The organism is Streptomyces albidoflavus, from assembly GCF_000719955.1.
Lineage (GTDB): Bacteria > Actinomycetota > Actinomycetes > Streptomycetales > Streptomycetaceae > Streptomyces > Streptomyces albidoflavus.
The window spans coordinates 210,632-227,544 of sequence record NZ_JOII01000007.1; the positions used below are offsets into that span (position 1 = coordinate 210,632).

The 16,913-nt window shown below is 68.5% G+C and carries 13 protein-coding genes; 8 read left to right on the forward strand and 5 right to left on the reverse strand.

Going from position 1 to position 16,913, the window contains the following annotated elements:
- Window positions 1-33: 33 nt before the first annotated feature.
- Window positions 34-321, reverse strand: coding sequence for a DUF7848 domain-containing protein (locus IF45_RS0110960; protein WP_051720685.1), 288 nt, complete (start codon window positions 319-321; stop codon window positions 34-36).
- On the reverse strand, window positions 314-661 hold the full coding sequence (locus IF45_RS0110965) for a hypothetical protein (RefSeq protein WP_037637869.1): 348 nt from the start codon (window positions 659-661) through the stop codon (window positions 314-316). Before IF45_RS0110965 ends, IF45_RS0110960 begins: the two co-directional genes overlap by 8 nt.
- Window positions 662-770: 109 nt before the next feature.
- Here IF45_RS0110965 and IF45_RS0110970 point away from each other — a divergent pair, with 109 nt between their 5' ends.
- Entirely contained in the window at window positions 771-1,973 is a 1,203-nt protein-coding gene (locus IF45_RS0110970) for an NsdA family TPR-like regulatory protein (protein WP_030307047.1), read from the forward strand.
- Window positions 1,974-2,473: 500 nt separating this feature from the next.
- Here IF45_RS0110970 and IF45_RS31915 read toward each other — a convergent pair whose 3' ends face one another.
- A complete protein-coding gene (locus IF45_RS31915) occupies window positions 2,474-3,361 on the reverse strand; it encodes a GntR family transcriptional regulator (RefSeq protein ID WP_051720686.1) in 888 nt (295 codons plus the stop codon).
- Between the two features lie 164 nt (window positions 3,362-3,525).
- Here IF45_RS31915 and IF45_RS0110985 point away from each other — a divergent pair, with 164 nt between their 5' ends.
- The 7 genes from IF45_RS0110985 to IF45_RS0111015 all read left to right on the forward strand — a co-directional run bounded on the left by IF45_RS0110985 (window position 3,526) and on the right by IF45_RS0111015 (window position 9,358).
- Window positions 3,526-3,879, forward strand: a complete 354-nt coding sequence (locus IF45_RS0110985; protein WP_030307049.1) for an SCO3933 family regulatory protein — start codon at window positions 3,526-3,528, stop codon at window positions 3,877-3,879.
- Window positions 3,876-4,064 (forward strand): hypothetical protein, encoded by a 189-nt coding sequence (locus IF45_RS0110990; RefSeq protein ID WP_030307050.1) that lies wholly within the window; start codon window positions 3,876-3,878, stop codon window positions 4,062-4,064. The genes IF45_RS0110985 and IF45_RS0110990 overlap by 4 nt, the downstream gene beginning before the upstream one ends.
- Before the next feature lies 1 nt (window position 4,065).
- Window positions 4,066-5,457, forward strand: coding sequence for a cell division protein FtsK (locus IF45_RS0110995; RefSeq protein ID WP_030307052.1), 1,392 nt, complete (start codon window positions 4,066-4,068; stop codon window positions 5,455-5,457).
- A gap of 36 nt (window positions 5,458-5,493) precedes the next feature.
- Entirely contained in the window at window positions 5,494-6,261 is a 768-nt protein-coding gene (locus IF45_RS0111000) for a DUF2637 domain-containing protein (RefSeq protein WP_030307053.1), read from the forward strand.
- Between the two features lie 153 nt (window positions 6,262-6,414).
- The gene (locus tag IF45_RS0111005; RefSeq protein ID WP_030307055.1) at window positions 6,415-7,863 is read left to right on the forward strand and encodes a replication initiator; all 1,449 of its coding nucleotides are present in this window, start codon (window positions 6,415-6,417) and stop codon (window positions 7,861-7,863) included.
- Window positions 7,860-8,084: a helix-turn-helix domain-containing protein gene (locus IF45_RS31335; protein ID WP_030307056.1), complete on the forward strand. Its 225-nt coding sequence runs from the start codon at window positions 7,860-7,862 to the stop codon at window positions 8,082-8,084. Before IF45_RS0111005 ends, IF45_RS31335 begins: the two co-directional genes overlap by 4 nt.
- A complete protein-coding gene (locus IF45_RS0111015) occupies window positions 8,084-9,358 on the forward strand; it encodes a tyrosine-type recombinase/integrase (protein WP_030307057.1) in 1,275 nt (424 codons plus the stop codon). Before IF45_RS31335 ends, IF45_RS0111015 begins: the two co-directional genes overlap by 1 nt.
- Window positions 9,359-9,460: 102 nt before the next feature.
- Here IF45_RS0111015 and IF45_RS33115 read toward each other — a convergent pair whose 3' ends face one another.
- Both IF45_RS33115 and IF45_RS0111020 read right to left on the reverse strand, forming a co-directional pair.
- A complete protein-coding gene (locus IF45_RS33115; RefSeq protein WP_129805653.1) occupies window positions 9,461-9,925 on the reverse strand; it encodes a hypothetical protein in 465 nt (154 codons plus the stop codon).
- Window positions 9,926-9,948: 23 nt separating this feature from the next.
- Window positions 9,949-16,803, reverse strand: coding sequence for a polymorphic toxin-type HINT domain-containing protein (locus IF45_RS0111020; protein WP_242534318.1), 6,855 nt, complete (start codon window positions 16,801-16,803; stop codon window positions 9,949-9,951).
- Between the last annotated feature and the right edge of the window lie 110 nt (window positions 16,804-16,913).

Consider the following 16,913-nt stretch of genomic DNA (forward strand, 5'->3'; position numbering starts at 1 on the left):
CTACGGCTGATGCGGTGGCGGCGCAGAGGGACTCTACTGCCAGGCTCCGGGCTCGGCGCGGAGAATGGTGCGGGCGGTCTGCTCGTACACCCCGTGACCGGTCGTGGCGCAGTGTCCGGCGATCCAGCAAGTCAGCTCGTCCGGGGTGTGCAGGGTGCCGGAGGTGGCACCGCAGTTGTGTTCCTCGCCGGTGACGCAGACCGCTTCGAGCGTCGGCAGCGCCATGGGGTCGGGGACGGTGGTGACGTGGTACTCGCGGAATCGGTAGCGTCCCCGTGCGGGGGTGCGGACCGGTGTGTCGGGGTTCGTGGAGTCAGGCATCGTCGTCCCTCTCGTCCTCTTCCGGGCTCGGGAGGCGCTGCCCGCGCGAGTCAGCGACCCTGAGTGCGTCGGAGAGGGCTTCGGTCAACCGGCGGGCCAGCCAGCGGTATTCGGTCGCCGACATGGCCTGCGCTCCGGGGGCCGTGGCGTCGCGGGCGTACTCCAGCAGCTGCGTGCCCATGCCGAGTTGGATCGTCTCGACGTTGTCGGCGAGGGTGGAGAGGTAGCCGTGACCGTCGGTGCTCAGGTAGCAGGGCTTCCCCTCGGCGGTGTTCCAGGGCAGCAGGCGTGGGCCCTCTGCTGCGGGACGCCCTGGCCACGGTGTCGCGTGCTCGGCCATCGTGTTGCCCTCTCCTCTGCTTGGCTCGGGGGTGTTGATCAGGGTCTCGCTGGTGTGGACCTTGCGGAGTAGCCAGCGTGTCTGCCTTTCTGTCTGCCAAGCTGGTGGAGTGCGGGAGACGGTCGGGGAACTGGTCAGGCGGCTGCGCGTGGCGCGTGGTTGGAGTCAGCGGCGGCTCGCCGAGGCGCTGGCCGAGGCTGCTCCTGGTCGCGTTCCTCCGACGCGGAATGACGTGTCCCGCTGGGAGATCGGGACGCGGTCGCCGCGTGAGTGGCTGCCGTTCCTCGCGCGGGTTCTGGAGGTCCCGCGCGAGATGCTGGAAGCGGCGAAGGCCGTTCACCCTGTCGAGCTCACGCCGCCGGTGCGGTCGGTGGCCGACTTCCTGCCCGAGGGCGACCCGCTCTCCCCGCTGCGTGCCCGTACGGGCCGGCGGATCGGGGCCGGGCAGGTGGCTGACCTGGCTCAGCGGGTGCACGGCCTGCGGCTGGCCGACGACGTGGTGTACGGCAAGGACCTGATCGGGCCCGCGCTGCGCGAGCTGCGGGCGGCGGTGAAGCTCTACCGCGAGGGCGTGCACAGCGAAGCAGTAGGTCGCGAACTACTGAGAGTCATTGGCGAGTTGGCGCAGATTGCCGGGTGGGTGGCCTCTGACGCCGGGGAGCATGCCGAGGCGGAGCGGATCTACCGGCTCGGTATGAGCGCAGCGCAGGCCGCCGGGGACGGCGTGCTGTCCGGGAACGTGGCGGGCTCGCTGGCCTACCAATGGAGCAACACCGGGCGCACGACTGACGCGGTCGGCTTGGCCCGCGCCGCGCTGGAGGACGCCGGTCCGGATGCTCCCCCGAAGGCTCGCGCGCTGTACCTGGACCGCGTGGCCTGGGCGCATACCCGTGCCGGGCAGGAGGGCCCGGCGATGACCGCCCTGGGAGAAGCGGCCGAGGCTCTGGCCGAGGACTCGGCCGGCACTGAGTCACCGACCTACCTGTACTGGATGGACGCCGGGGAGTTGCAGGTCATGGAGGCCCGCGTCTACACCGAGCTACACCGTCCGCTGCGTGCTGTACCCCTGCTGGCGGACGTGCTCGGGCGCTACGACGCCAGCCACGCCCGGGAGTTGGCGCTGTACCTCTCATGGCTGGCCGTGGCCTACGCCGACGCCAACGAGCCCGAAGCCGCCGCCCAGACCGCGGGTCGCATGCTCGCCCTCGGGCAGAGCGGCAGCGAACGAACAGCAGAGCGGACACGGATCGTCCTGGACCGTCTGCGGGCCTTTCGCGACGTGCCCGAAGTCGCCGAACTGCTGGCGTCCTGAGCGCCCTCGGAGAAGGCACCCACCGGCCAGGGCCAGCACCCTGCACGATCCGGGCCTGAGCGGGTGGGGTCCCTCGTCGGTCGGGCAGCTTCGCCGTGCCAGGGTTCTCCGGGGGCCGCCAAGGCTCACCTCGTGACGCGTGCGCTCGGCCTTGGCGGCCCCCGGGGGTTCCTGGTACGCCTCCGGGGACCGGACGGCGAGGGACCCCACCCGCGACCCGCGACCACTCACCACGACGAAGCCGCACCCGTACTCGGCCCCGCTGCCCCTCAGAGAGAGGGCCGGGGTCTGGGGCAGGGCCCCAGGTGGTTCGCTGTACGGCTGTTGCGCGCCCGGACCGGCGGGGCCGACGGCAAGCGGGGCGGAGACAGGAGCGGGCGGCGGCCCCGCAGGGCCGGAGCGCGCGCGGCCCGCGACAGCGGGCCGCCTTGATCAAGTAAAGAAACTCTGAACAGCTCGCCCTGCGTTGCGTGCCTGCTGCTCCGCCGGGTGCGGCCGGTTCAGCGCCGGCGTCTGCCTTCGTTCAGCCGGTCATACAGGCGCTGGACGCTGGCGGCCCGCTCTTCGGGCGTGTAGTTGCCGCTGAGGCGCTTGCGTTGCTCCATGACGGCGCGCATGGCGTCGCGGTGGGCGGTGGCGGCTTCGAACTCGGTGCTGGCTTTGGTGAACCGTTCCTCGGCGGCGGCGAGTTCGGCGGCTACCTCGTCGTCATCCTTGCCGCTGAGCCGCACCGCTTCCTCGTCCACCCTGCGCTGCGCCGCCATCTCCTCCAGCCCCTCGTTATAGCGCTTGAGGAACTGATCACGCGGGCTGAGCTGGCGGACGAAGACGCCCCGGCCCTGCACGGAGTAGACCAGCCCTTCCTCCTTGAGGACCCGCAGGGCGTTCTGTGCGGTGGAGTTGGCGATGCCGTACTGGGCTTGCAGATCGCGGGCGGACGGGAGCTTGGCACCCGGTGCGAGCCGACCGTCCTGGATCTGCTTGCGGAGCTCGTCCGCGGTTCGCACGTACGGGGGGCGTGGATCGTCAGCGGGACTGTCGGCGGTCTGCCAACCGCGCCGGAGGTCGCCGAGACCGGTGTACTCGGGATCGGGTTCGTCGGAGGCGGTCTCACTGCCCGCCGCGGCCTCCGTCTCAGCTTCGGCCGGCGCCTCCTGTGCGCGTACGTAGCTGCCCCGGCCCAGGACGGAGTAGATCAGCCCTTCGTCCTTGAGCAGTCGCAGAGCGTTTTGGACCGTGGAGCTGGCGATTCCGAAGCGCCGTTGCAGCTCGCGTGCGGCGGGGAGCCGTTCGCCTGGGCGCAGCTCGCCGTCGTGGATGGCGGTGCGCAGGACGTCGGCGGCCTGGACGTACGGCGGCCGGGGGTCCTCTCCCAGGGGCAGCTTCATGGCACGAGGGTAGCGGCGACGACACTCCCGGCACACCCGGGCGTCCTCGGCGTTCCAACCGTATCGGTGTAGCGATACGAATCGAGTGTTGCGGGCGTAGCGAGTGTGCCGCTATGGTCATGGCGAGTCGATCAAGCGACTCCATCGAACGAGGATGTGATGGCATGGCCATGACTCGAATCCGTGTTGCCTTGCTGCCGTCGGCGGTCTGCATCGCGGGCACCGACCCGGTACTGAAGATCAAGGACCAGCAGACCGGGGAGGTCGCCACCGACCGGGAGACCGGTGCGTCGCTGTACACGGTGACCGTGATGCTCATGGAGGAGGGCCGGGCGGAGGTCTTGAAGATCACGGTCCCGGAGACGGGCCTGGCGGCCGGGCTCAAGCCGGGGGCGATGGTGCGCCCGGTAGAACTGTTCGCGACCCCGTGGGCGCGCATCTTCAACGGTCAGCTCTCCGACGGCGTCGCCTACCGCGCCGCCCGCCTGGAGCTGGTGACGGTGGAGGCGGCCCAGTGATCCGCTTCGAGACCCCCGCACCGGAGCGGGAGTTGTACCTGCTCCGCCCCTTGCCGGGGACTGAGGGCAAGGCCACGTTCGCCGTCTCGGCGGCGGTGCTCGGTCTCCTCGGCCTGAGCCCGGAGCAGGCAGCCCGCCTCGACCTCGGCGACGTGCTCCGCCTGATACATGAACAGGGGGCGTGACATGGACTCCGTGACGGGATATGCGCCGGACGCGCTGCTGGTCGCGCTCGTGCTGGTCGGCGTGTGGCTGCTGGTGACGGTGGTGCGCTACGTCCGAGCGGATAAGGGCACGCGGGTCAGCATGCGGCAGGCCGTGCGGGTGCGCTGGGGCTGGGTACGGCTTGCGCGGATGGCCGGGCTGACGGTCACCGACAAGACCCCGAGCCTGCTTGCGCAGATCACCGCGTCCAAGGGCGGTGCCGCCCCCGCGCCCCGGGTTCTGACTCCGAAGATCAAGGTCAAGCCCGATCCGTACGGCGTGATCGTGCAGGCCCGGACGCTGCCGCAGGTCGGATTGGAGGAGTACCAGAAGGCGGCGCGGTTCCTGGCGGACGCGTGGCGGTGCACGCGGGTCTCAGTGCTGCCGGACGGTCCCGGCAGGGTGGTGATCCGGGGTGTTCGCTCCGATCCGCTAACCACGCCGACCAGGCACCGGCCCACCGGTCTGCCACTCACGGATCTGACGCGCTGGGAACTGGGGGTAGATGAGTACGCCGCGACGGTGTGCGTGTCGCTGGCGAACGTGCCCGGGGTGACGGTGGCTGGCGTCCCGGGTGCGGGCAAGACCTCGGGGGTCAACAAGTTCGTGTGCGACTTCGCTCCGTCGGCGGCCGTGCAGATCGCGACGGCGGACGGGAAGGTGTCACGTGCCGCAGAAGGGGACTACGCCGACCTGGTCAAGCGGATGTTCGCGTTCTGCGGTGACGACCTGGACGAAGCGAACGCTCTGTTCAAGCGTCTGGTGGAGCTGCGCAAGCGGCGCTCGGCGACCATCCGGGACGTGCTGGGCGTGAAGAACCTGTGGCACGTCGGCCCTTCTCCGGAGTGGCCGCTCACGGTCCTGATCATCGATGAGGCACACACGTACTTCCGCGAGTACAAGGGCAGCGACCCGAAAACGAAACATCTTGCCGCGCTGACGGCGGAGAATGCCCGGCTGGTGGAGGACCTGGTCAAGAAGGGCCGTAGCGTCGGCATCCTGGTGATCCTGATCAGCCAGAAGACCACCGGCGACGCCATCCCAACCTTCATCCGCGACGTGTGTCCCATCGGGTTGTCGTTCGCGCAGAAGACCGTGGAAGCCGCGGTGGCCGCGCTGGGTGAGGACATCCGCAACTGGCCCGATGCCAGCCCGGTGACCTTGCAGGACCCCGCCTACGTCGGGGTTGCGGTGATGGCGATGCAGGGCCGCCCCGGCTATACCCGCATCCGCACCCCCTACGTCTCCGACGCCGACGCGGCCCGCGTCGCGGACGGCACTTCGCACCTGACCGCAGACCCGGACCTGTGCCTGGATGCTCTTCTCCGCTCGACCGGCCGGACGGCAACGCCCGCGTCGTCGCTCACCAAGTGATCCCGAACAGCTCACGCCAGAAAGGAGGTTAAGGACATGGCGGAGGAACGGTTCACCCGGCGCACCGTGACCGTGGTCATGGCGGTCATCGCGGTCCTGGCCTTCGTCTTCTCCTTCGGCAACGTCTGGGCGCTCGCCCTGCGGCTCGGCGTCCCCCGCCCGATCGCGCCGCTGATCGCCCCCATGGTGGACCTGTCCGTCGTCGGACTCCTGGTCGCCCTGCGGTTCCTCGCCCTGCGCGGCGTCCCCGAGCACGACCTGAAGGCCGGCACGCGACTGCTGCACCTGTGCGGGCTGCTCACCCTCGCGCTGAACACGGCCGAACCCCTGCTGACCGGACGCTACGGCCGGGCCTGCCTGGATACCGTCGCCCCGCTCCTGCTCCTCGGCTGGGGCCACGTCGGCCCTACCTTCCTCGCCCACTTCCACACCACCGCACACCTGGAGGACACCACCACATCTGCCCCAGCACCCGCACCCATTGCTGAGCCGGTGCCAACCTCGGCGCCCGCTCCCGAGGCGACGGCCCCGGCCCCTGAGCCAGACCCCGCCGCGACACCTGCGCCGACCCTGGCCGAAGTGCCTACCGTGATCGAGGTGCCCGACTCCGCCCCCGCCCCGGCCGTCACCAAGGCGCCTGCCACCGGCACCCGCCCGGCCCTGCCCGCCGCCCTGCTGAGTGCGGCCCGGCGCATCGCGGACACCCACCACGCCGAGCACGGAACACCAGTCACCGCCGCCCAGCTCGCAACCCGCATGGGCGTCGCCCTGCCGGTGGCCACCGCCGCCCTCGCTCAGCTCTGAGCCACCCCGGCCACCGGCCGGATCGCCCCTCCCTCGAGATCCATGCCCACCCGTTGGGCCTGGTTCGTCATGCCCCGAGCAGCACCAACACGCCCACAACCATGGCCGGTTGCTGCTCGGGGCTCCCATCCCGACAGAAAGGACACGCCCCGAATGGTCACCCTGGACCGGCGCCACGTGGCAAGCCCCGCCGTGCGGGACCTGCTCCACCTCGTCAACCACCCCGACTTCGACCGAGCACAGCAGCAGATCGAACGCCTCGGCGGCTGCACCGAACCCGTCCGCCTGACCGGCCGCACCGCCACCGTCGACACCACGACCGGTGAGGTACTGCGCTCCTACACCTCCTCCGCCGAGCCCACGGGCAGTCTGCTCACCGCGTGCGGCAACCGCCGCGCCTCCCGCTGCCCGGCCTGCTCCCGCGCCTACGCCGCCGACACCTACCACCTCATCCGCGCCGGCCTCTCCGGAGGCAAGACCGTCCCCGACACCGTCCGCACCCACCCCCGTGTCTTCGTCACCCTCACCCCGCCGTCCTTCGGCCCCGTCCACAACCGCCCCACCACCCCCGGCGGTGACATCCTGCCCTGCCGCTGCCGCAAGCTCCACGAACCCACGGACACCCTGATCGGGACACCGCTGAACCCGGCGACGTACGACTACTCGGGCGCGGTCCTGTTCAACGCCCACGCCGGAGCCTTGTGGGCTCGCTTCACCACTTACCTGCGCCGCGGGCTCGCCGCCCGGCTCGGCATGACCCAGAAAGCCGCCCGCGCCGTGCTGCGCCTCTCCTTCGCCAAGGTCGCCGAGTACCAGAAGCGTGGCCTGGTGCACTTCCACGCCGTCATCCGCCTCGACGGCCCAGACGGCAGCAGCCAGCCCCCGCCGCCGTACGCCACCGTCGCCGTGCTCACCGACGCCGTACGCGCCGCCGTCGCACGGGTCCGCGTCATGGTCGAGTCGGACGCGGTCAGGGAACGCGAACTCTCCTGGGGCGAGCAGCTCGACGTACGCGAGATCGCGGCCTTCGGCACTGACGCCGAATTCAGCGATCAGGCGGTGGCCGCCTATGTGGCGAAGTACGTCACCAAGTCCGCCGACGCCTCCGGCGCCCTCGACCGCGCCCTGTTCTGCCGCCCCTGTCAGGGCCGCGGCGCCACCCTCCTGCCCCACGGCACCCCGCTCCCCTGCACCACGTGCGACGGCACCGGACAGGCACGGCCCCTGCCCCGCCTGGCCGTCGCCCGGCACGTGCGGCAGATGATCCGTACCTGCTGGGAGCTGGGCAAGCTGCCCGAGTTCGCCCACCTCAAGCTCTGGAAGTGGGCGCACATGCTCGGCTTCCGGGGCCACTTCTCCACCAAATCCCGCTCTTACTCCACCACCCTCGGCGCGCTGCGCGACGCCCGCCGCGCCTGGCGCAAAGAACAGACCCGCACCCACGCCGGCCTGCCCGAGCACGACCCGGACACCACCCTCGTCGTCGGCCACTGGGCCTACCTCGGCACCGGCTACAGCCCCGGCGCCGCACTCCTCGCCGCCGCCGTCTGGCACCGCCGGGAACTGGAACGCCGGTTCATCGCGGAAGGGGGCTGCCGATGAAAGCGCAGGAACCCGCCCCAACCCGGAGGGGACTCAGTACGCCTGAAGAGCTGCTGACAGTCCCCCAGGTCATGGCCCGCCTCCAGCTCGGCCGCTCCGCCGTCTACGACCTGCTCCGCACCCGCCAGCTCGCCTCGATCACCCTCGGCCGCGCCCGCCGCATCCCCACCCACGCCCTCACCGACTTCATCCGCACCCGCCTCGACCAGGAAGCCGCCTGATGATCACGCCGCGCCCCGCCGCCTCCCGCCGCAGCCGCTCCCGCGCCAACGGAGACGGCACCATCTACCAGCGCAAGGACGGCCGCTGGGAAGCCGCCGGATACGTCCTCGCCCCCGGCAACGCTCGCAAGCGCGTCCGCGTCTACGGCACAAGCCGGAAGGAAGCCCTGGGCAAGCTCACCAAGAAGATCGCCGCGAGCAACCTCGGGCTGCCCGTCGCAGTATCCGACTGCACCGTGAGCGACTACCTGACGTACTGGCTGAACAGCATCGCCGTCCACCAGGTCCGGGAGAACACCCACACCCGCTACGCCGCCTGCATCCGTCTCCACCTCATCCCCGGCCTCGGCGCGAAGAAGCTCGCCCGGCTCACCGCCCGCGACGTCCGCACCTTCCTCGACCACCTCCGCGTCGCCTGCCAGTGCTGCGTACATGGACGGGACACCGCCCGGTACTCCTGCTGCGCCATCGGCCAATGCTGCGACAAGAGGCTCTCGCCACTGACCGTGACCTACGTCCACTCGGTCCTCAAGTCCGCACTTGAGCACGCCGTCCGCGAAGACGACCTGCCCCGCAACGTCGCCCGAAACGTCAAGACCCCCGCGCCCCGCCCCCGGCGCTTCAAGCCCTTCACCGCGAGCGAGGCCCGGCAGTTCCTCCAGGCCGCCAGCGGCGACCGGCTTCACGCGCTGTACGAACTCGCCCTGCGCACCGGCCTCCGCAAGGGCGAACTCCTCGGCCTGCACTGGGAAGACCTCGACCTCGACGCGGGAACCGCCGCCATCCACCGCTCCCTCCAGCGCACTCACACCGGCGGCCTGACCATCCTGCACACCAAGACCCGCGCCTCTGAACGCCGTATCGCACTGCCCACCGAATGCATCAACTCTCTCAAGATCCACCAGGAGAGGCAGCAGGAAGATCGTCAGGCTGCGGGATCACGATGGGCGGACAACGGTCTCGTCTTCACCACCCCGGCCGGCAGGCCCTTCGATCCCACCAACCTCACACGCCGCTTCCGCCACCTCCTCGAACGCGCTGGCCTTCGAGTGATCCGCTTCCATGACCTCCGGCACTCGACCGCCACCCTCCTCCTGGAGCAGGGCATCGACCTCGTCGTGATCAAGGAGTTGCTCGGCCACGCCCACATCGGCGTGACGGCCGGCGTCTACGCCCACGTCCGACTCCGCCTTCAGCGCCAAGCCATCGACAGCCTCGGCGAAGCTCTCAGCCCTGGCAGCGACGGCCCCGACTTCCCACCCGTCGTCCGCTGACGTTGCCGTCACCGTTGCCGTCAAACGCCCGTAGAGGCCCCGCTGGAAAACTCCAGCGGGGCCTCTACATTTCAATCTCTATCGCCTTCGAAGGCAGGTTACCTACTCCGACGAGATTCGCTGGATAACTGGGTTTTCCGACAATCCAGGAATCTCTGCAACCAACCGCGAATGCGCTTCCCGAAGGAATCGAAGAACTTCACCCACGAGCTCTTCACGTCCCACGGCTCCGTGCATTGGATGCTTCGATGAACTCACCACAACCAGATCGCCATCTTGACGCAGATGAATCACCTCTTCGCTTTCAGTGAAACCGAATGCGGCATCTTCACCTGACGAGATGCGCTTCACCGCACTAGAGAGAGACAAGGCCAGATCGACGAGAGTCACAAGCCTCTTCTTTGAGACGATCTCAACGTCGCCAACCATCAGTTCGAAATTCACCCCGAAGCACTTGTAGCGGAGGTCCATTTCGCTGATCGCGGCCGGATCGCCCTGCTTGGCAGCGTCCCAGGTCTTGGTCCAGGCTGAACCCGACTCCGGGAGGTAGAAGGAGAGTTGAATCACGCTTTTCCTCACTTGCTACTCACTTAGTACGGAAACGCCGTCACGACTTTTCCGTCGTTAACGATTACGCGGACACCGGTTAGCTCGCCTCCACCATTCGCCGAGCCCGCCCTCCCGACAGGGGTTCCGAAATCCCACTCGTAGATTTGACCAGGCCGTGCCTCGCCTGTAACAGGGTCCGGCGTATTGGGCTTCGGCGTTCCCCGGTTGATAGTGTCGGCTATTCGCTGGCGAACGTGCTTTGCCTTACCGGTGAAAATCCCAGCGGCATCGTCCACCAGTGCACCTCCAGGCCGGTGACGGTCCACGATGTGCTGCCAGTCGCCGTTTTCCAGCGCCGCAGTTCCACACAGGCCATTCGAATTGTGCACCAGGACCGGCGTCTCGCCCGCCAGCACATAGAACGTGTGCCAGTCCTCGACAGCGAAGTTGTAGGTCGCCGCATAACTTGTGTAGCCACGATTTCCCGTGACGATGGCAGTCTGTCCGTCCGAGGTGAGCAAGGACATGCCCGACGTGAGGTCGCCGGCGGCGATCCAGCTCTTCTCGGAAGGCGACCAGAAGGGGTGCTCATCTGTCGCGGTCAGCTGCTCGGCGCCGTCCTCGGTCGCGATGGACAGCTCGTTGAGGTGCTTCTCCCCGACCGTTTGACTGAGCTTGGTGACCTTCTTCGCCCCGGTCTTACCGGTCTCCGGATCGGTGGAGAGTACGAGATCGCCGACCTCGATGTCCTCGATGTCCTTGGTGGAGCCGTCAGCCATGACCACATCGGTGCCGGCCAAGAAGCACTGAGGTGTGGAGCCCTTGCCTCTACCCGCAGGTATGCCTGCCATCAGCAGGTCGAACCCGATGTTCTGGCAGATGTCGCATTTGTTCACGCCGGGTAGCCCCTGGACGTGACCCCAGTTGGTTCGGTCGGCACCCTTCCCGGTCGCATAGAAATCACGGAGGGACTGGCAGGCGTCACCGGAGGGAGAGACGCTGCAGTGCTCCCTGAAGAAAAGTTCGACATTGAGTGCATACCCCAGCTGGGCGACGTAGGTGCCCAGATTGCGCATCTGCACCACGCTCGGGAGGAACTCCTGCCACTGCTGGTACACGTCCGGGGGCGGTAGGGGTGATTCCCCGTATCCGACATTGGTGATCGGTTCGATGCCGCTGCTCTTCCCGGAAACATGCACGCTCGAGAAGGTCGGCAGTGGCTTTCCGGCGCTGCTCGGTACGTCCTCCCAATCACCGAGCTCGCCGCCGTACGGCATCTTGCTGCCTGAGTTTCCGGGATTCCCGGGATTGCCGCCGCCGTTGAGGCCGGTCGGGTCCCACAGTGTGAGAGGCGTGTTGCTGGCGTAGCTGTAGCCGTTGAGCGACTGGGGCTGGGTGAGGTCCAGGATCGGGTCGACGCTGATGAACTGGCCGATGGCCGGGTCGTACTGGCGGGCGCCTATGTGGGTGAGGCCGGTCGTCTTGTCGTTGGTTTTCCCGAGGAACCCCTTGTCGTCCGGCCAGGCTCCGTTGGTCGGCTTTCCGCGCTCCGCGCCGAACGGGGTGAGGTGGCGCTTGTTGACGGTCTGGGTCGCGTCCGCTCCGATGGCCACGCTCTGCGTGCCGTGGTGGTCACCGGTGAGGTAGGTGAGCTTGTTGGTCTCACCCTCGTTGGAACGGACCGCCACGGTCCGGTCTTCGGCGGTGTAGGAGCGTTGGGCCCAAGTGGTGCCGTCGGCGCGCAGGTGGAGTTCGGTGGCGCCCGCGTAGAGGACGCGGTCGGCCCCCTGGGTCGCGCGGATCAGCAGCTCACCCGCTGCGTCGTAGAGGTAGTCGGTGGACTTGGAGCCCTCGGTGAGCTTGGTGAGGCGCCCTTCCTCGGACCAGGTGAGGTCCTGGGTACCGGCAGCTCCGGGGCGCTTGGCCGTGTTGCCGGCGCTGTCGGGCGTGTAGGTCTTCTCCGGGGTGGCGCAGCTGCCCTTGGTGGTGGTGCCGGTGAGGAAGTGCGGCTGGTCGTTCTTGGTGTAGCAGTAGTTGGTCGTGGTCTCGGCGGCGGGGGCGTGCGCGGTCTCACTGGTGCGCTGGCCGGCCTTGTTGTACTCATAGCTGGTCCAGTACGGCGCCGGCCCGGAGAGCTGGTCGGCGCTGCGGGGATCGCCGCACTTCTGGGAGCTGGGGGTCCATGCCTCCGTGAGGCGCCGGTGGCCGTCGTAGACGAAACACTGGGTCTCCGCCGACGAGGTGCCTCCGACGGTGGTGGGGTCGGTGATGGAGGTGACGTTTCCGGCGTCGTCGTAGGCGTAGTTGAGGTCTTGCAGCATGTAGCTGTGGGTCTGGTCCGTGACGCTGCTGCGGACCAGGCGTCCGGTGCCCTCCTCCCAGGAGTTGGAGAGGTACACCTTCTTGTGGTCGGCGGTGTTCGCCGTCCCGAGGGTCAGAAGCTGCGGCTGCCCGAGCGGGGTGTGGGTGGTGTCCAGGAGATAGCCGGTCGAACCGCCCAGGCTGGTGACCTGGCCCACCGAGTTGTAGCCGTACTCCAGGACCTCCGAGGGGAGACCGCCGAGGGCGGGTTCCTTGACCGTCTTGACGGTGCCGTCGAGGTTGTACTCGGTCTCGTACGTCAGGGAAGCGGGGACACCGGCCTTGACGAAGGCGTCCCCGGCCGGCAGATCGAGCTTGGAGGTCTTGGGCCGGGAGAGCGTGTCGTAGGCGGTCACCGTGTCGGTGTATGCCTGGCCGGGCTTCCCGCCGACGTACCGTGTGGCCGCGACCGGCAGTCCCTTGAGCAAGGTGTCGTAGGTGTACGCGGTGAGTTGGGTGGCGTCCGTCCTGGAACCTGCCCAGGTACCGGTGACGCGGCTTAGTTCGTCGTACTCGGTCAGCACGGACTTGCCGCGGGAGTCCGTGGTCTTCACGGCTCGGTCGAGCGCGTCGTACTGGGTGGTGACCGATCCCTTGTCCGGGTCCTTGGATGTGCTGAGGCGACCGAACAAGTCGTAGCCGTAGCTCCACTTGGCGTCGTCGGGACCGGTGATCTGGCTGTTCTTGCCGTCAGGGGTGTGGACGTACTTGGTGGAGGCGTAGCCCGCGCCGGGACCGTCCCCGTACTGCGCGTCGGACGGCGACCGCCCGGCGTACTCCCGGCTCTCGGTCGTGCGTCCCCGGACATCGGTGATCACGCGGGCCCCGGTTCCCCCTTGCACCGCCGTGGTGGCGGTGGAGTCACCGGTGTAGCTGGTGCCTACGGTCCACTTCTTGTTTCCGTAGATCAGGACCGTGTTCGACACGGCTCGGCCCGCCCCGTCGTACACGGTCTCGGTCTGTGTGGGCGCCTCGCCGTACTCCGCTCGGGTGTAGGTGCCGTTCGGGGAACTGGTCGTGTCGAAGATGTCGGCGTAGGTCTCGTAGGCGAGTCCGCGGGTGTCGTACCGGGTATCGGTCAGGAGGCGTCCGCCCCGGGCCGACTCCGTCTGGGTCTGGAGGGGGCGCAGCAGGGCGTCGTAGATCGCGTAGCTGGTGAGGTACGACTCTCCGTCCTTCTTCAGGCTGGAGGAGGAGACCCATGACTGCTTCGTGTTGCTGAGGTGGTACGCGTACTTCTGGTTGGGGCTCTGGCTGCCGCTGGAGCGGTTGGGCAGCCACACCTGGGTGAGGCGTCCGAGGCCGTCGTAGGTGGACTCGGTCTTCTTCAGGTTGGCGTCGTAGGTGCGCAGGGGCTGGCCGCGGCGCGGGTCGAGGAAGCTGGTGGTCTTGTGGCCCTTGGGGTCGGTGACGATGCTCTTCGTCAACGGGCCCGCGGCGGCCGGCGTGTACTCGGTGGTTGTCGTCTTGCCGTCGGCGTTGGTGATCTTGGTCGCGCGACCGAGGGCGTCATAGTCCGCGTTGGCCGTGGTCGTCTGGGTCTGCCAGCTCGGCGTGCCGCCGGTGTAGCCCTTGGCCCGACCCGTCCAGGTGATCAGTCCCTTGGCCGGCTTCGCGGTCGCCGACCAGGTGGTGGCCCCGTCGTAGGCGATGGCGGTGTCGGTGAGGACGTCACCGCGCCGGGTGGAGTCGCCGGGCAGGTCGAGTGCGGTGTCGGAGACCGCGCATTCCTTGGCCACCGTACGGCTGCGCGAGACCAGGTTGTTGATGCCGACGGCGTCGTTGCGGGCGTACCACGTACGGGTGCAGGTCTCGTCGCCGGCCACGCCTCGCTGGCCGTAGTCGTCGACCGTCGTGACCATGCCCAGATCGTCGTGAGCGTTCGTCGTCTGGCGGGTTCGCCAGTTCTTGGAGGCGGTGAGGTAGGTGCTGGAGTAGGTGGTGGCGGGGCGGACCCAACGGGCCGTGTGGTCGTCGGCACCCGGGACGGTCTGGGTGGCGGTGGTCTTGTGGGCGTAGCTGTTGAAGGTGCTGGAGATGGGCTGGCTGCCGTTGTAGGTGACCTGCTGCCTCAGGAGGCCCCGGTACCGGTCGGCGTCGGCGACGGAACCGAAGTCCACGTCGGTGTCGAGCAAGGGCTCGACGGATGCCGTCTTGGTGCCGTCCTTCTTCCGGTCACCGTCCATGCCCTGGAGGTACCGCGAGACCGTCTTCGAGCGAGTGGTCTGGGTCGCGCCGGAGTAGACGGTCACGTCGCGGTAGCCGCGCCAGTCGGACCAGGTCCGCTCGTCCTTGGGCGTGAACGGCTCGTCGAGGTGGTGCCAGGCGGCACCGGCGTAGTCGTACGCGTGCTCGACGTCCTCGTTGTGACCCGTGGGGTCGGCCACCGCCACCGCCAGCACGCGGTACTTGTGGAACCAGTCCACGGAAGCTTCCGATGCGCCGTTGATGTTCCAGTACTGCGGATAGCAGGACCGGGTGTTGGTGTCCTGCGGCGCACCGAGGACTTCACTCCTCTTGCACTCGGGCGAGGACAGCGTGACGGTCGTGATCGCTCCGGTCTCGGAGGTGATCGTCTCGACCCGGTGCCGCTTCAGCGGAAGGATGTCGTCGGTGGCGTCCACGCGGTTCGGCCGCAGCTGATACGTGAAAGTGACCGGATTGACGCCGACATCGGTGCCGGCCTTGCCGGTGCGCTTGATCGACTCCAGGACCAGGACGTGGTCCGTGGTGTCACCGATGTCGCCCGCGTCCTTGTAGTCCTGTCCGAGGGTCCAGGAATCCACCGGGCTGTACTTCTTCGTCGTCGCGTCCCAGGAGTAGGTCTCGACGCCGGTGAGTCGTTTGCGGGAGAAGAAGGATGCTCCGGCGGAGTTGCACTCCTTGTCGCCGTCGGAGCAGATCGCGTCGAACGGGACGTCGGGCCAGTGCTTGGCGGTGCTCTCGGTCAGTTCCTTGCAGTCACCGACGGTGCACCGTTCGGCGTGCGAGAAGGTGACCTTGGCATCCGCGTCGTCGGTGAAGAGCGCGTCTTTGCGCAGCCCGTACTTGATCTCCTTCAGGTAGCCACCACGCGTGTACGAGGCCGTGGCCGTCTCAGCCTTGTTCTTCTTGTAGTGGTTGGACTCCTTCGCGTACCAGTAGGTCGACGCGTTCCCGGCCGTGTCCTCGACCTGGTCGAGGTTCCAGCGCCACGCCTGGGTCAGGGACCGGTCCGCGAAGGCACCGCCTTTGTCGTAGCCGGGTTCGCCGGAGTCGTCGCCGAAGACGGGCACGGTCCAGGTCGAGTTGGTGCGCTGGTCGGCCGCGCCGTCCAGTTTGTTGAGCCCGAAGAGGTACTTGGTGCCGTTCCCGGTCACCACCGTCCAGTACTCCCCGTCGTTGTCCCCGTTGTCCGCTCCGGTGGAGCGGGTGACGGTCGAGGCGTCGTCGTCCTCAAGGCGCCACTCCTTGTCGGACACCTTGATGAGGCGGCTGGACCGGCCGTCGAGGACGATCCGGGCATTGTCGTACTTCCAGCAGCGGTCGAAGACGTCGTCGTGTCCGTCGTCGTCGCAACTGCCGTAAGAACGCTCGATGTAGGACTCGGTCAGGGAGAAGCCCTCACCGACCGCACTGCCCTGGTTGTTGGTGGTGGCGGTCCGCCCGTCGACGCTGCCCGAGTCGTAGGAGAGGGCGAGCGAGGGGACGGGGCCGGCCGCCGCGGGCGGAAGCGAGAAGTCGTAGCTCCACGTGAACGACCCGGAGCTCCCTCCGGCCGTCCACGAGGAGGAAGCACTCAGCTCGGTGGCGGAGTAGTCGCCGCTGCCCTGGGGAGACTCTCCCGCACCGGCCGCCTGGGCGGTCAGCGCCAGCACGGTGGGCGCCCCGGCCGACTTCTGCGCCACGGCGCCCGAAGCCTGCTCGCTCACGGCTACCTGGGCGGTCACCGACTGGTCACCCGGGTCGTTCTCCGACTCCAGAGGGGCCTGCTTGCGACAGGCGGCCTTCTCGGGTGTGGTCAGCGCGCAGGCGGGCAGTTCCACCAGGCGCAGACGCTGCGCCCAGCCACCGCCGATGGCGGAGGCGAAGTCTCCGTAGTCCACGCTGATCTTCGCGGACCCCGCGGTCTCGGCGGTCGCGGTGAGCAGGACACCAGTGACTCCGGCCCGGCGGGCCGCCTTCTGGTCGAGGACGGTGACGCGTGCCTCGCCTGCGGCGTCCCGTTCGCGCTTCACCTTCCGGGGCGTCACCGTCACCGTGGTGCCGTCCAGGGAAAGCTTGCGGGGGGCTCCCTGGACGAGTCGCGCCGTAGCGGTACCGCGCTCGGGCCAGGAGGTCTTCTGTTCGGTGGCCGCACGGCGGGACTGCGCCTCGCCCCTCTGCTTGCCCTCGGCGACCTTCTGCCGGGCCTTCTTGGCCCCTGGCGCCTTGACCTCCGCGACCTTGCTGACGCGGGGCTTCGGCAGTTCGGGCTGTCCCAGGCCTTGCTCCTTGGCCACTGCCGACGGCGCTTCGCCCACGGGCACCAGCAGCGCCAGTGCCAATGCGGGCACGATCAGACGCCGTCCCCAGCGTCTGCGACCCCCTGCACCTCTATTTGAGGTGCCTATGCCAAATCTCATCTCAGTTCCGCTCCCACGACATCGCCACAGCTACACGTATC